Here is a 14,127-nt window from a genome sequence, read left to right as displayed (position 1 = left end):
TCCAGATATAATTTTTCACTTGTACTATTTACTATATATATGGATATGTATATATTTGCATAATAGAAGGGGAGCAGCTATGGACCACGTTCAGTTTTTTAAATGTTTATCTGATGAAACACGTCTCAGTATTGTCCTGCTGATTGCGGAAAATAAAGAGCAATGCGTCTGTGATCTGACCGATAAACTGCAGTTAAGCCAACCAAAAATTTCACGGCATTTGGCCTTGTTGCGGTCTTGCGGTCTGCTCAACGATCGTCGGCAAAGCCAGTGGGTGTACTACAGCCTCAATCCGCAATTACCGGCCTGGTGCTTTGAAATTCTGGACGTACTGAAACGTAGTGACGTTCCGGTTTTATTTGATTCTTCCGCTCTATCGATTCAGAGCCATTGCGAGTAAGTTTTCATGAAATTTTTGTTTTTATGCACGGGGAACAGTTGCCGCAGCATTCTATCTGAAGTGTTGTTCAATAGCCGTGCGCCAGAAGGCTGGGTCGCTTACAGTGCTGGCAGCAAACCTTCCGGTCAGGTGCATCCCTTGACGCTTGAAACCCTGCACAATCTGGGCTTGTCGACTAAAGGCTTATCCAGCAAGACGATTGATGCCTGTGAACAGTATCAGCCAGACGTGGTGATTACCGTCTGTGATGCGGCTGCACAGGAAGCGTGTCCTCTTTATCTTGGCGGAGCGATCAAGGCGCACTGGGGCCTGTCTGATCCGTCACATTTAGAGGTGGATAAAGAAGAAAAAATGCAAGCCTTTATGAACACTGTTGAACATATCAATCGTCGCCTGGATACTTTGTTTAAACTGAACGTAGATGAACTTTCTCGCTCACAATTGATTGCAGCGATTAATCAAATTTCGAATGTTGAGTAAGTCACATGTCTGAAAAACGCATGTCCTTTTTAGATCGCAACCTGACGCTGTGGATTTTTATTGCCATGGCGTTAGGCATCGCAATAGGAAACTTTTTTCCTCAAGCATCGGTTGCTCTGGATCAATTCAGTATTAATTCAGTCAATATTCCAATCGCGATTGGTCTGATTCTGATGATGTATCCACCCCTGGCAAAAGTGGATTATGCGACCTTGCCACAAGTGTTTAAGGATAAAAAAACCCTGACGCTATCTTTAATTCAAAACTGGTTGATTGCTCCGGTACTGATGTTTGCGTTGGCTGTGATTTTTTTGCATAGCTATCCAGAGTATATGACAGGCGTGATCCTGATTGGTTTAGCTCGATGTATCGCCATGGTACTGGTGTGGAATGGTCTGGCCTGTGGTGATAACCAATATGTTGCAGCATTGGTGGCGTTTAACAGTATTTTCCAGATTTTATTCTTCAGTACCTACGCCTGGTTATTCCTGACCTTCCTTCCGCCATATTTTGGTATTGAAGCTCAAGTGATCAATGTTAGCTTCTGGACCATTACCCATGCTGTTCTGATTTATCTTGGAATTCCGTTCTTATTGGGTTTCTTAACGCGCTTAATTTTGGTGAAACAAAAAGGCGTGGAATGGTATCAAACCAGGTTCATTCCAAAAATCAGCCCGCTGAGTTTAATGGCTTTGCTGTTTACGATTTTGGCCATGTTTAGCTTAAAAGGGGGTGATGTTGTGAGTCTTCCACTGGAAGTTTTACGCATCGCGATTCCTTTAATCATTTACTTTGTGGCCATGTTCTTTATTAGCTTCTTTATGAGTAAATGGATGGGCAATGATTATCCAAAAACTGCTGCAATCTCATTTACTGCGGCTGGAAATAATTTTGAATTATCACTTGCAGTCGCCATTGCAACTTTTGGTATTGCTTCGCCGGTTGCTTTTACCACGATTATTGGGCCATTGGTTGAAGTACCTGTGTTAATTGCTTTAGTGAGTGTTTCACTGTGGCTAAGAAAGAAATATTTTAAAGAGGCTTGATATGATGAACCTGCCTAACGTAGATCCAAATCTTATTGAACAACCCACCTTTGAAAAAGTCCAAGCCAAAGAACTAGCTCATCCTCCTCGGATTTTACTGCTCTATGGGTCTAATCGGGAACGTTCTTACAGTCGCCTTGCAGTTCTTGAAGCTGGTCGAATCCTTGAATATTTTGGGGCAGAAGTAAAAATCTTTCATCCTAAAGGGCTTCCTTTACCTGAAGATGCGGATACTGAGCATCCAAAAGTAAAAGAGTTGCATGAACTTTTAGCATGGTCAGAAGGCATGGTGTGGTGTTCACCGGAACGACATGGTTCTATGAGTTCCATCTTTAAATCCCAGATTGACTGGATTCCACTGGCAGGGGGCGCAATTCGTGCCACTCAAGGAAAAACCCTTGCCTTGATGCAAGTCAGTGGGGGATCACAGTCCTTTAACAGTCTGAACCAGATGCGTGTTTTGGGGCGTTGGATGCGGATGATCACGATTCCAAATCAGTCTTCAATTCCAAAAGCATTCCTGGAATTTGAAGAAGATGGACGAATGAAGCCATCAGCATTCTATGACCGGATTGTGGATGTGATGGAAGAACTGTATAAATTTACCTTGCTGACTCGTGGTCAAAGCAAATACCTGACAGATCGTTATTCAGAACGCAAGGAATCGGCTGAAGAGCTTTCCAAACGGGTAAATCAGCGCAGTTTGTAAGACTGAATTTGCTTGATCAGGCTGTCCGGTCAATCAGAGAAATCAGCAGAAACCCGCTGAAAAAGCGGGATGCTGCATCAAGAACGACAGAAAAATGCAAGGGGAAAAGGCTTTGGACATAAAACAGATCGAAACAGATGTGATCATCATCGGTGCTGGACAGGCCGGTTTGTCCACGGCTTATTTCTTAAAGCGCAAGAATATTCCGTTTATCATCCTGGATGATCAGCCTCAGCCTGGAGGTGCCTGGCAGCATGCCTGGGAGTCCTTGCGTCTTTTCTCCCCGAATAGCTGGAGTTCGCTGTCGGGCTGGATGATGCCGGCGACCGAACAGACCTATCCGACCCGCAATGAGGTGATCGATTATTTGACCGCCTATGAGCAGCGCTATCACTTTCCTGTAGTTCGTCCGGTGCATGTGGAGCGCGTGGAAAACAAAGGGACATATTTAGAGGTCTATGCCGGGGAACAATCCTGGAAAGCCAAAGCGGTGGTAAGCGCTACAGGGACATGGAGCCAACCATTTATTCCCGAGTATGCAGGTCGTGAGCATTTTCAGGGTATACAACTTCATTCAGCAGATTATAAAAATGCTGAGTTATTTAAAAACAAGAAAGTCATGATCGTGGGTAGTGGCAACTCCGGTGCGCAAATCCTGGCCGAGGTTTCCCAGGTAGCTGAAACGCTTTGGATCACCCAGACACCGCCGCAATTTCTGGCAGATGATGTTGATGGCCGTGTCCTGTTCTTAAGGGCGACCGAGCGTTTGAAAGCCCAGCAGCAAGGTAGAAAGATCGAGCAGCCCATTGGTGGTCTGGGCGATATTGTCATGATTGATTCAGTCAAAGAGGCACGTGAGCGAGGCGTTTTACAGAGCAAGCGTCCATTTTCGGCTTTTACCGAACATGGCGTGATGTGGGAAGATGGCAGCACCGCGCAAGTGGATGCAGTGATCTGGTGTACCGGATTTAAGGCGGCGCTGAATCATCTTAGCAGCCTCGGGATTATCCAGCAGGACCAGACCATCGCAGTGAAGGATGGCCGCTCGGTTCAGCTGCCGAATTTATGGCTGGTCGGTTATGGGGAATGGACCGGTGCTGCTTCGGCGACGCTGGTCGGAGTTTCCCGGACATCCAGGGCAGTGGCCGATGAAATCGCTGCGTTTTTAGATTGAAATGACTTGATCCTGCTTCAAACGAAAAAATTGAGTGAATAGCATCTGCCTGCAACAAGTATCATATCCTATGGTCTGATGCTCGCGATGATCTGGCTACCTTTTAATCAGGTAACTTATGCCCACAATGCGGGCAGAAGAAACTTGTTTTTTTCCTGCTCGAGTTGTTCTTTCTTGCGCTCATGAATAAGCTCTAACAGGATATCCTGCATTTGCTCTGTGCTCAGCCCGACTTCTTTACGTAAAGTTTCAATTTTTTCTTGATCTTCAATCAAGTCAATTTCTGCGTCATCAAGCAGTTCACGAAATCTTAATTCCAGCTTGTGTTTGCGTTGTCTCAGCTCATTGGCCAGAATACCCGCAGGAAGTGCTGCCAGACCTACCCCTAAAATGGTAATTAAAGCCCCCAGAAAGCGGCCTAAGGGGGTGATTGGTGTCACATCGCCATAGCCGACTGTGGTCAGCGTCACCACCGCCCACCACATGGACGCAGGGATGGAGCTAAAGACTTCCGGTTGTGCCTTGTTTTCAACCACATATACCCCAGCCGCCGCAATGATGATCATGATCAGCAGGATAAAAATAACTGCCTGAAATGAGCCTTTTTCGCGCTTGATCACCCACAATAAAATCTGCAGGGAGACAAAATAACGGGTTAATTTGAGTAATCTGAATAATCGAAGGATTCGCAGGTAGCGTAAATCCAGATGTACAAAGAAATTAATATTTCCCAACCTTGGCAAGGTCACCGAGATTCATTACATCAAGTGATAATAATTATAAGCATATGATTTAAAAGGTAGTATATGAGTCTTTATGAATTAAAGTTTTGATCAATTTAGATCATTTAATGTTGTTTTGGTCACTTTTTTTAGATTTTTTATTTTATAAAAGTCACCTAGATTTTGGTTTCAATAAATTTAATTTAAAATAAAAATTTACCATATGGTAAAAATTTATATATCATCAAGTTGAACTGTACCAAGATTGTCGGAGAGGCACTGTTGCAAATAGAGATTTGAGTCGATGATGGTAAGCGTCCGCTGAACCCCATGCCTATTTTTTAATTTGAGTTGGATTTCCAGCGGTGTGGCAGTAATTCTTCTATTTGGGTCACTTTATGTGTCGGCAACCTTTTCAGAACATCACTTAAATAGGCATACGGATCCAGCCCATTCAGCTTTGCTGACTGGATTAATGTCATGATATTGGCTGCTCGCTGACCGCTGCGCAGCGAACCTGCAAATAGCCAATTCTTACGTCCCAACGCCCAAGGTCGCATCTGGTTTTCCACCCAATTATTATCTATAGGTAGATTGCCATCATCCAGATAGCGGCTTAAAGCTGGCCAACGCTTCAGAGTGTAATTGATGGCCTTGGCGGTTGGAGAACTCGATGGCACCGTCAGATAATGTTGGTTGAGCCATTCATACAGTTGTTGCATCACCGGTTGACTATGCTGTTGTCGGTATTCGCGGCGCTGTTCTGCCGTACCATCGGTCTTTTTCCTGAGTTCTGCTTCTATCGCATATAATTTCTGAATCAGCACTAATGCCTGTTCAGCGACCTGACTTTTCTTGGTCACATGTAGTTCATGGAATTTACGACGTGCATGTGCCATGCAGCCCACCTCAATGACCTGACCTGATCTAAAGCGTGCTTTATAACCACTGTAATCATCACAGACCAAATGACCCTGCCAGCCTTTCAGGAAGTCTTCAGCATGCTGGCCAGAACGGCTATCTTGAAAGTCATAGATCACTGCCTGAACTGGATTGTACTGTGTGGTGGCATAGGCCCAGACATAACCTTTTTTGGGCTTTTTCTCATTTTCACCCATCTGCATGACCGTCACCGGTGTTTCATCTGCATGGATCACCTGCTGTTGCAGTACCACCTGTTTTAAGGCATTGGCCAGAGGTTCCAGTTCCACCCCACAGCGGCCAATCCAGTCAGATAACGTTGATCTAGACAGATCAACACCTGCGCGTAGAAAGATTTGACGTTGACGGTACAAAGGCAAATGATCGGCATACTTTGACACCAGCACATGGCTAAGCAATTCAGGTGAAGCAATGCCTTTATCAATCACATAGGCTGGCATCGCTTGCTGAGTCAGAGTGTCACACTGATCACAGACCCATTTACCACGCACATGCTGTTCCTTATAGAACTGTGCCGGTCTGAAATTCAGTTTTTCACTGACATCTTCACCGATACGACGCAAGGTACAGCCACAAGCACATTGGGTTGATGCAGGTTCATGCTCAATACGGAGGGTGTGTAGATGATCTGGCAACAGCCGACGTTTAGGTTTGTTGACTGGGGCTTTCTGTGCAGCTGCATTGGTTTTATCTGCATTTAGCCGTTCCAGTTCCAGATCAACCGCTGCAATATCTTCTTCAACCGCTTCATCCCAGAGATGGATTTGTTTTGCGGTGAGATGTTCGTTTTTACTGCCGAATTTATGCTGTTTAAATAGTGCAAGCTCATGCTCGTATTTTTGATTGAGAATAGAAAGATGTTGAACTTTAGAATCTAATTGCTGATTGGTGACTTCAAGATGTTGAACTCTGGCATCTAATTGCTGATTTGATTGTTCCAGTTGTTGTTTAGATTGTGCCAGAGACTGATGCTGCATCGCCAACTGTCTGGTAAATTCCAGCAGTTGTTCATGGGTCAGTTGGCTTAAATCAGGCAGCGTATTCATGACCGCAGTATGCCTGAGGTCATGATGCAGAGGAAATAGAACGTTTGGAGAATAGCAGAATGGATGAGCCTGGTTTAGAGCATTGTTACCACTTGCTGCAGTCCGATTCTTTGCCAGGGCAAACCCTGGATCAGTGCCTGTAACTGCTCCGGGCTGATCGCCATACTTTCACCCTGGTGAACTTTAGCCCAGTGGAATTTCCCCTGTTCCAGCCGCCGGGCACACAGCCAGATACCCAGTCCATCATGCACCAGCACTTTCATACGATGGCCACGCTTATTACAGAACAGGTAAGCGCAATGCGGTTTGATGTAGCCAAAGGCTCTCAGCACCTGAGCCATGGCTGTATCCATCCCTGCACGCATGTCCATCGGCTGGGTAGACAACCAGATCTCATCAATACGAATCATTGAGTCAAACCCTGGATCAGCAACAGTAATTCAGTTACTGACTCCACCGGCCAGTCGATCTCGATCATCTGATCCCTTGCGGAACTTGGTGCCTCATGTAATGGAATCCTGATATGAGCGACAGCTTTCTTCTCTGGCACAGGTGGTAGAGGTGCTTCTTGTTTGACTGGCGTCGGGTGAAGAATGACCGGAAGAAAGTCAGTCTGTGGAATGGATGGGGTTTTTAATGCAGGGGGCATTGATCTGGACTGACGAATCCATTTATGTAGCAGATTGGCATTGATCTGATGTTGCATTGCTACCTTGGCCACTGATGTATCTGGCTGCTGGCATTGCTGAATAAGTTGATGTTTAAATTCAGCTGTGAAGGTTCGACGGGGCTTTTTTAGCGTTGGTGCACTGTCTATAACTGTCTTTAAATCCATAAATAGGTGTCCACTTAAATTTAAGTGGACACTATCGCGGTATTAATGAGTTAGAAAAAGTGGGGTTCAGCGGACGCTTACCGATGATGTTCCCTTTAAAAAGTGCTTAGAGACCGGAAACCCTGTTGATTAGACACACTTCACCCTGAGGCTGACCATAATAGAATGACGATGGTTGTCCTTTACGTAGTGCACGCATGACTTCAATACTTTTAAAAGTTTTACCATTCACTACTTTTGTTAATTTCTTCATTAATCCAGTTTAAAAAATGGTTCACTTTGAGAATGTTCTCATGGGTACGTGGATAAACTAAGTGGTGTGCGGATATGGGCACGGATAAGTCATCAGGGAAGACTTTGACAAGTTTTCCTGACTCTAAATAATTTTGGGTAAGTAAATTGCTTTCAAGGACGAATCCGAGTCCATGTGTGGCTGCTTCAAGTGACATGTAAGAGCGATCAAAACTAAAAGTATAAGGAAATTCAGGAACACTTAATCCTTGGTGAGCAAACCATTGGGGCCATGTCACGAGAGTAGACTTTGATAAAATTAATTCTTTTTTTAATAAATCTTTAGGCTTAGTTACTGGACTACGTTCAAGTAGTTTAGGGGAGGCAAGAACTTCTAGTTTTTCACTTCGAACGGTTCTAATTTCGACACCTGTCCAATTGGGAATACCATGACGAATATCAATATCAATTTTATCACGCGTAAAATGAAGGTTTTCATAAGAGCAAGATAAATTCACCTGAATAAGAGGATATTGTTCTTTAAATGATTCCAATCTTGGCAATAGCCACAGAAGTCCAAAGCTAGGAGAAGAATGGATATATAAGCTATCTTTTGGGCTTTTATCTGATGCTTGTTCAGTTGCTAACATCAAATTATGCAGGATAGTCGTTACATCTTGATAATAACGCTCACCTGAAGGCGTTAAAGTAACTCCTCGTGCGCCTCTTATAAATAAACTTTGACCAATCATTTCTTCTAATTTTGCTATTTGATGACTGACAGCAGATGGTGTGAGACTTAAAACCTCTGCTGCTTTTGCCACATTTCCTAATCGAGCAGTTTGTTCAAAAGCTTGTAAGGTTTTAATTGCAGGCACCTGATTGTAATTTTTTTCACTACTCATGCTATAAAAATCCATTTTTATTTTAAATCACTACCTAAAATATCACAGACATGAATTTTATTCATGTCTAGTTGAGTTTAACCTTATTGCTGCGACTTATAAAAACAGCGAGACTAATTAGGAAGAAAATAAATGAATGAGGAAGAACGACAAATGTTATTACAAGGAAAAGTAGCGTTAATCACAGGTGCTGCATCTGAGCGTGGTATCGGGCGTGCAACAGCAGAAATCTTTGCGCAACACGGTGCAAAAGTCATTATTGTAGATTTAGATCTTGTCCAAAGTCAGAATGCAGCAAAAGCACTAGGTGAAGGGCATTTGGGTCTTGCTGCAAATGTAGCCAATGAAGAGCAGGCACATGCAGCTGTTCAGCAAGCACTTCAGCAATATGGAAAGATAGATATTTTGGTCAATAATGCAGGTATTACCCAACCTGTAAAAACACTTGATATTAAACGTAATGATTACGATCGAATTTTAGATGTTAGCCTACGTGGCACACTCATTATGTCGCAAGCCGTGATTCCATCTATGAAAGAAAATGGTAGTGGAAGTATTGTTTGCTTATCTTCAGTTTCAGCACAACGTGGCGGTGGTATTTTTGGTGGCCCTCATTACAGTGCTGCTAAAGCTGGGGTTCTAGGGTTGGCAAAAGCAATGGCACGTGAATTTGGTGCAGATAACATTCGTGTGAACTCACTTACGCCAGGTCTTATACATACCGATATTACTGGCGGACTGATGAATGATGACCGACGTCATGACATTCTGGCTGGAATTCCACTTGGGCGTTTAGGCAAAGCCCAAGATGTTGCAAATGCTGCACTCTTTTTAGCCAGTGATTTATCTACTTATCTAACGGGTATAACGTTAGATGTAAATGGCGGCATGCTTATTCACTAAAGTTCAGTGTTAAACATTTAAAATAACATCATGGTCACGAGAGGATATTGTGGCCAAGTGTAAAGGGACTCGCATGATGGATACTGTACTTTCATCTAATACGGATGCTATTCGTAAATCAGCATATCGGAAAATTGCATTTCGGCTGATGCCATTTTTAATGCTTTGTTATTTTTGTGCCTACCTAGATCGCGTAAATGTTGGCTTTGCCAAACTTCAAATGATGAGTGATTTACAGTTTAGTGAAGCTGTATACGGCCTCGGTGCAGGTATTTTCTTTATTGGATATTTCTTATGTGAAGTACCCAGCAATATTGTATTACACAAAGTAGGCGCCAGACGATGGATTGCTCGCATCATGATTACATGGGGTATTTTGTCAGGCTGTTTTGCATTTGTTGAAACAGAGTGGCAATTCTATACCTTACGCTTCTTACTTGGTGTTGCTGAAGCTGGATTAGCGCCAGGTCTATTACTTTATCTTACATATTGGTTCCCCTCTTATCGTCGGGCCCGTATGACTGTGCTTTGGTTTATTGCGATTCCAATTTCAGGAATGATCGGTGGGCCTCTATCTGGCTTAATCATGGACCAAATGAACAATGTGCAAGGGTGGCATGGTTGGCAATGGATGTTTGTACTTGAAGCTATACCTACAGTGGTTGTTGGTTTGTTAGTCCTCGCAGTTCTTAAAGATTCTGTTCAAGATGCACATTGGTTAACAAGTGCTGAAAAGAATTTAGTTCAACAAGAAATTTCACAAGATAATCAGCAGAAAGAAGGGCATAGCAGTATTAAAGACTTCATTAGTGATAAACGCTTGTGGTTACTTGCTGGAATCTACTTTTGTGTCGTAATGGGACAATATGCAATTACTTTCTGGTTGCCGACATTAATTCGTAACTCGGGTATTAGTGACAACTGGCATATTGGCTTGTTGACCAGCCTGCCTTATATGTGTGCCATAGTTGTAATGCTGTTAGCAGGCCGTAGCGGAGATCACTTTAGAGAGCGTCGCTGGCATTTAATTATTCCTATGTGTGCTGGTGCAATTGCACTGACCTTCGCAACATTGTTTGCCTCAAATCTAACCCTATCGCTGATTTGTTTATGTATTGCGGCATCGGGTGTACTCACTGCATCTTCTTTGTTTTGGATGTTGCCAACCAACTTTTTAGGTGGTGTTTCAGCCGCTGCTGGTATTGCTGGAATCAATAGTTTTGCCAATCTCGCTGGATTTTGTTCTCCATTTCTCATCGGCTGGATTACGACTAATACAGGTTCTAATGCCATAGGTATGTTCTTAATCACAGCAGTTTTACTTGTCGGTGCCACACTGGTAACGCGCGTTCCAGCAAAACTTGTTAATCGTTAATAAGAGAAGTTAATCATGTCAAATATTAATAAAGAAGCTCGTATTGCTGAACTACAGCAACGTGCCTATAACATTCGTCAACATGCGTTACGTATGGGACAAGTACAGGGCCAAGGTTATGTTGGGCAGGCCTTAGGTGCAGCTGATCTACTTGCAGTTTCTTATTTTCATGCAATGAAATATCAGCCTGAGAATCCTGAGTGGGAAGGACGAGATCGCTTTTATCTTTCAATAGGTCATTATGCAATTGCTTTATATGCAGCTTTGATCGAAGCAAAAGTTATTCCACTTCAAGAACTAGAAACTTATGGTTCTGATGACAGTCGTTTACCTATGTCAGGCATGGCAACGTATACCCCTGGTATGGAAATCACAGGTGGTTCATTGGGTCATGGTTTAGGCATTGCGGTAGGTGCTTGCCTCGGATTAAAGCAAAAGAAATCAGAATCTTTTGTTTATAACTTCCTATCAGACGGTGAGCTGAATGAGGGCTCGACATGGGAAGCTGTCATGTCAGCTTCACATTGGAAATTAGATAATCTCATCGCAATTATTGATGTGAATAATCAGCAAGCCGATGGGCATTCAAGTGAAATTCTAGCTTTTGAACCGATTGTAGATCGTTGGCAGTCTTTTGGTTGGTATACCCAACGCGTAGATGGCAACAATATGGAAGCTTTACTTGATGCTTTCGATCAAGCGAAAAGTCACGAAGGAACATGCCCAAGGGTCATTATTTGCGATACCAAAATGGGTAAAGGTGTTTCATTTTTAGAAAGCCGTGAAAAAACACATTTTATTCGCGTGGATGAACGTGAATGGGATGAAGCTTTAAATATATTAACCCATTACGGCAAATAAGGAGTCTAGATCCATGAGCCAATTAGCGAACTCTCCTAAGAAAAAATTAAAAACGTCTGCCATGATTGCTTCTATTGCTGCAGAAGGGCAACCAACCAAGTCTGCACCATTTGGACATGCTTTAAATGCACTAGCGAAAGAGCGTGATGATATTGTTGGATTATCAGCAGATCTATCCAAATATACAGATTTACATATTTTCGCGAATCAAAATCCAGACAAGTTCTTTCAAATGGGAATGGCCGAACAACTCTTGATGAGCGCTGCTGCTGGATTAGCTCGAGAAGGTTTCGTTCCTTTTGCCACGACTTATGCTGTTTTTGCTTCACGCCGAGCTTACGATTTTATCTGTATGGCGATTGCCGAAGATAATCTAAATGTGAAAATTGTAGCAGCCCTTCCTGGTTTAACTACAGGATATGGACCAAGTCACCAAGCAACAGAAGACATTGCCATTTTCCGTGGAATGCCAAATCTAATGATCATTGATCCATGTGATGCCTTGGAAATTGAACAGGCTATTCCGCAGATTGCTGCTCATCAAGGTCCTGTTTATATGCGCTTGTTGCGTGGTCAAGTTCCATTGGTACTGGATAAATATAACTACCAATTTAAATTGGGTAAGGCCCAAGTCATTAAGCCTGGTAAAGACCTATTGATTATTTCTACCGGATTACTGACCATGCGTGCGCTTGAGGCAGCGGAAGAGCTAGAAAAAGAAGGGGTAGAGGTTTCTGTATTACATGTACCTACGATTAAACCATTAGATGAACAGACCATTTTAGACGAAGTAGCTAAAGGAGGTCGTCCAGTTTTAACTGCTGAGAATCATTCTGTGGTTGGAGGCTTAGGTGAAGCAGTTGGAACCTTGCTATTAAGAAATGGGCAACATCCACGTTTTGATATGATTGGTTTACCTGATGCATTTTTAGATGCAGGCGCATTACCAACACTACATGATCGTTATGGTATTTCTACAGAAGCCGTTAAAGCAAAAATTAAAAATCACTTAACCTAAGAGAGTCCAACTCTGTTAGTGAATTGAGCATGGTGTATGACAGGAGTCCCGCCATGCTGCAATTTTATCACACCACTTTTAATCCAATTTAATCATTCAAAATAGCTTATTCAATTAGCTGTTTAGGGAAACTTATATTCAAAATTTGCAGGGATTGTGCAATGAAAAAAAGTAATTTTTTATGTCTTATTAGTGTACTTATTGGAACAAATACAGCTTGTTTTGCTGAGAACTTATTTGATGTAAATCGGACAAATTTAACAGGGGATTGGGATGGCAAACGAACAGCTTTAGCAGATAAAGGAATCAAATTTGATGCTAGTTCCAATCTCGATATTGCTTATTTAGCAGATGGTGGATATGCCCCACGACAAGACCCAACATATGTTAGCCAGTTTTCACTCGGTTCAACTTTAGATTTAGAAAAATTGATAAATGTAGACGGGGTGAGTGTCAGAGTATTAATTATGGCAAGACAAGGGCAAAGTGTATCAGTAGAGCAGATTTCCGATCCGCAAGCACCGCAATTGGCCAATGTACAGGCAAATTATGGTCGGGGTAATTCGGGTACAAGGCTTGCAGAACTGTCGATTGAAAAGAATTTCAGTAACGCAGTTACCAGTATTCGAGTTGGGCGTTTTGCCATGGGAACCTATTTCAATGTGATGTCTTGTGACTTTCAAAATAATTCTTTTTGTGGTGCACAAATGGGGAAATGGCAAGGCAATAAATGGATTAATGCACCTGTAAGCCAGTGGGCAGTAATGTCTAAATATAGTTTTAATCCTGAAGCTTTTATTCAATTTGGTGTATTCGAATATAACCCAAAAAACTTGGAAGAAAACGAAGGATGGAATCTAGATACAAAAGATGCAGACGGTTTTAATATTCCTGTCGAGTTGGTATGGCAGCCTAAAAACGCAGTTAATGACTTGCCTGGAATATATCGTATAGGAGCATTTTATAATACTTCTGATGAGGCCGATAATCAAAAGGACATCGTAACAGGAGAGTCTGAAGATAATACATATGGAGTATGGGGAGGAGTAGAACAGCAGTTATCGTCTAGGAATTTACCAAATCAAGGATTATATGGATTCATGAACTTCAGTTTCCATAATAAAACTACGAATAAAATTGGAAATATGCAACAAGTTGGTTTGAAATATATTGGTCTTTTAGATACCCATGCAAATGATATTTTTGGATTAGCAATAAACAGAATAAGTGTTAGCGACCGATTCCGTGCAAACTATTCAAATATTAATGAAGATGCTGAATATAATTTCGAAATTAATTACTCCTACTTCCCTGTTAAATGGTTAATGCTACGACCAAATATGCAGTACATCATCCATCCAGGTGCAACCAATTATATAAATAACGCTTTAGTACTAGGCTTCAGTTCGAAAATTATTTTTTAAAAATTAATGAATTGTTATTTCAGCTTTTGAAATACGAACTTTTCCTTTACTAGCTA

The 14,127-nt window shown here is 42.3% G+C and carries 14 protein-coding genes and 2 pseudogenes; 10 read left to right on the top strand and 6 right to left on the bottom strand.

Going from position 1 to position 14,127, the window contains the following annotated elements; all coding sequences use genetic code 11:
- The first annotated feature begins 79 nt into the window (after positions 1-79).
- The 5 genes from FTU95_RS12755 (at position 80) to FTU95_RS12735 (ending at position 3,809) form a co-directional block, all read left to right on the top strand.
- Positions 80-400, top strand: coding sequence for a metalloregulator ArsR/SmtB family transcription factor (locus FTU95_RS12755; RefSeq protein ID WP_005093699.1), 321 nt, complete (start codon positions 80-82; stop codon positions 398-400).
- Positions 401-406: 6 nt separating this feature from the next.
- Positions 407-880, top strand: coding sequence for an arsenate reductase ArsC (locus FTU95_RS12750; RefSeq protein WP_074382687.1), 474 nt, complete (start codon positions 407-409; stop codon positions 878-880).
- A 5-nt stretch (positions 881-885) separates the two neighbouring features.
- Complete coding sequence (gene arsB, locus FTU95_RS12745) at positions 886-1,926, top strand: ACR3 family arsenite efflux transporter (RefSeq protein WP_005093695.1); 1,041 nt, start codon at positions 886-888, stop codon at positions 1,924-1,926.
- A 4-nt stretch (positions 1,927-1,930) separates the two neighbouring features.
- Positions 1,931-2,635 carry an arsenical resistance protein ArsH gene (arsH, locus tag FTU95_RS12740; RefSeq protein ID WP_035337425.1) on the top strand — a complete coding sequence of 235 codons (705 nt, stop codon included), beginning with the start codon at positions 1,931-1,933 and terminating at the stop codon, positions 2,633-2,635.
- A gap of 94 nt (positions 2,636-2,729) precedes the next feature.
- Positions 2,730-3,809 (top strand): ArsO family NAD(P)H-dependent flavin-containing monooxygenase, encoded by a 1,080-nt coding sequence (locus FTU95_RS12735; RefSeq protein ID WP_005093691.1) that lies wholly within the window; start codon positions 2,730-2,732, stop codon positions 3,807-3,809.
- A 103-nt stretch (positions 3,810-3,912) separates the two neighbouring features.
- Here FTU95_RS12735 and FTU95_RS12730 read toward each other — a convergent pair.
- The 6 genes and pseudogenes from FTU95_RS12730 to FTU95_RS12705 form a co-directional block, all read right to left on the bottom strand.
- Positions 3,913-4,534: pseudogene (locus tag FTU95_RS12730) on the bottom strand (potassium channel family protein); the annotation flags it as partial.
- Positions 4,535-4,872: 338 nt separating this feature from the next.
- Positions 4,873-6,519, bottom strand: a complete 1,647-nt coding sequence (locus tag FTU95_RS12725; protein ID WP_180076391.1) for an IS66 family transposase — start codon at positions 6,517-6,519, stop codon at positions 4,873-4,875.
- 74 nt (positions 6,520-6,593) lie between these two features.
- Complete coding sequence (tnpB, locus tag FTU95_RS12720) at positions 6,594-6,929, bottom strand: IS66 family insertion sequence element accessory protein TnpB (RefSeq protein WP_000618090.1); 336 nt, start codon at positions 6,927-6,929, stop codon at positions 6,594-6,596.
- A complete protein-coding gene (locus tag FTU95_RS12715) occupies positions 6,926-7,354 on the bottom strand; it encodes a transposase (protein ID WP_000364662.1) in 429 nt (142 codons plus the stop codon). The genes tnpB and FTU95_RS12715 overlap by 4 nt, the downstream gene beginning before the upstream one ends.
- 106 nt (positions 7,355-7,460) lie before the next feature.
- Positions 7,461-7,574: pseudogene (locus tag FTU95_RS12710) on the bottom strand (IS6 family transposase); the annotation flags it as partial.
- A gap of 1 nt (position 7,575) precedes the next feature.
- The gene (locus FTU95_RS12705; RefSeq protein WP_159516677.1) at positions 7,576-8,463 is read right to left on the bottom strand and encodes a LysR substrate-binding domain-containing protein; all 888 of its coding nucleotides are present in this window, start codon (positions 8,461-8,463) and stop codon (positions 7,576-7,578) included.
- Positions 8,464-8,643: 180 nt separating this feature from the next.
- On the opposite strand from FTU95_RS12705, the gene FTU95_RS12700 reads away from it, so the two are divergent.
- From FTU95_RS12700 to FTU95_RS12680, 5 genes are all read left to right on the top strand, one after another.
- Positions 8,644-9,393 (top strand): SDR family NAD(P)-dependent oxidoreductase, encoded by a 750-nt coding sequence (locus FTU95_RS12700; RefSeq protein WP_159516666.1) that lies wholly within the window; start codon positions 8,644-8,646, stop codon positions 9,391-9,393.
- Between the two features lie 76 nt (positions 9,394-9,469).
- Entirely contained in the window at positions 9,470-10,768 is a 1,299-nt protein-coding gene (locus FTU95_RS12695; RefSeq protein ID WP_180051107.1) for an MFS transporter, read from the top strand.
- A gap of 15 nt (positions 10,769-10,783) precedes the next feature.
- Positions 10,784-11,629: a transketolase gene (locus FTU95_RS12690; protein ID WP_100535581.1), complete on the top strand. Its 846-nt coding sequence runs from the start codon at positions 10,784-10,786 to the stop codon at positions 11,627-11,629.
- A 13-nt stretch (positions 11,630-11,642) separates the two neighbouring features.
- Positions 11,643-12,647 carry a transketolase family protein gene (locus tag FTU95_RS12685; RefSeq protein ID WP_100535580.1) on the top strand — a complete coding sequence of 335 codons (1,005 nt, stop codon included), beginning with the start codon at positions 11,643-11,645 and terminating at the stop codon, positions 12,645-12,647.
- A 161-nt stretch (positions 12,648-12,808) separates the two neighbouring features.
- Positions 12,809-14,071 carry a carbohydrate porin gene (locus tag FTU95_RS12680; RefSeq protein WP_100535579.1) on the top strand — a complete coding sequence of 421 codons (1,263 nt, stop codon included), beginning with the start codon at positions 12,809-12,811 and terminating at the stop codon, positions 14,069-14,071.
- Positions 14,072-14,127 lie beyond the last annotated feature (56 nt).

Origin of the sequence: Acinetobacter sp. YH12208, assembly GCF_013418055.1 — a bacterium.
In the GTDB taxonomy this organism is placed as follows: domain Bacteria; phylum Pseudomonadota; class Gammaproteobacteria; order Pseudomonadales; family Moraxellaceae; genus Acinetobacter; species Acinetobacter pseudolwoffii.
This window is presented reverse-complemented; position numbering and strand designations above follow the sequence as displayed.

What these genes read in the sequence shown, in the direction of transcription:
- FTU95_RS12735 (WP_005093691.1), top strand. Translation starts at nt 2,730, where the DNA reads ATGCAAGGGGAAAAGGCTTTGGACATAAAACAGATCGAAACAGATGTG.
- FTU95_RS12755 (WP_005093699.1), top strand. Translation starts at nt 80, where the DNA reads ATGGACCACGTTCAGTTTTTTAAATGTTTATCTGATGAAACACGTCTC.
- FTU95_RS12700 (WP_159516666.1), top strand. Translation starts at nt 8,644, where the DNA reads ATGTTATTACAAGGAAAAGTAGCGTTAATCACAGGTGCTGCATCTGAG.
- FTU95_RS12715 (WP_000364662.1), bottom strand. Translation starts at nt 7,354, where the DNA reads ATGGATTTAAAGACAGTTATAGACAGTGCACCAACGCTAAAAAAGCCC.
- FTU95_RS12690 (WP_100535581.1), top strand. Translation starts at nt 10,784, where the DNA reads ATGTCAAATATTAATAAAGAAGCTCGTATTGCTGAACTACAGCAACGT.
- FTU95_RS12725 (WP_180076391.1), bottom strand. Translation starts at nt 6,519, where the DNA reads ATGAATACGCTGCCTGATTTAAGCCAACTGACCCATGAACAACTGCTG.
- FTU95_RS12695 (WP_180051107.1), top strand. Translation starts at nt 9,470, where the DNA reads ATGGATACTGTACTTTCATCTAATACGGATGCTATTCGTAAATCAGCA.
- tnpB (WP_000618090.1), bottom strand. Translation starts at nt 6,929, where the DNA reads ATGATTCGTATTGATGAGATCTGGTTGTCTACCCAGCCGATGGACATG.
- FTU95_RS12685 (WP_100535580.1), top strand. Translation starts at nt 11,643, where the DNA reads ATGAGCCAATTAGCGAACTCTCCTAAGAAAAAATTAAAAACGTCTGCC.
- FTU95_RS12680 (WP_100535579.1), top strand. Translation starts at nt 12,809, where the DNA reads ATGAAAAAAAGTAATTTTTTATGTCTTATTAGTGTACTTATTGGAACA.
- arsB (WP_005093695.1), top strand. Translation starts at nt 886, where the DNA reads ATGTCTGAAAAACGCATGTCCTTTTTAGATCGCAACCTGACGCTGTGG.
- arsH (WP_035337425.1), top strand. Translation starts at nt 1,931, where the DNA reads ATGAACCTGCCTAACGTAGATCCAAATCTTATTGAACAACCCACCTTT.
- FTU95_RS12750 (WP_074382687.1), top strand. Translation starts at nt 407, where the DNA reads ATGAAATTTTTGTTTTTATGCACGGGGAACAGTTGCCGCAGCATTCTA.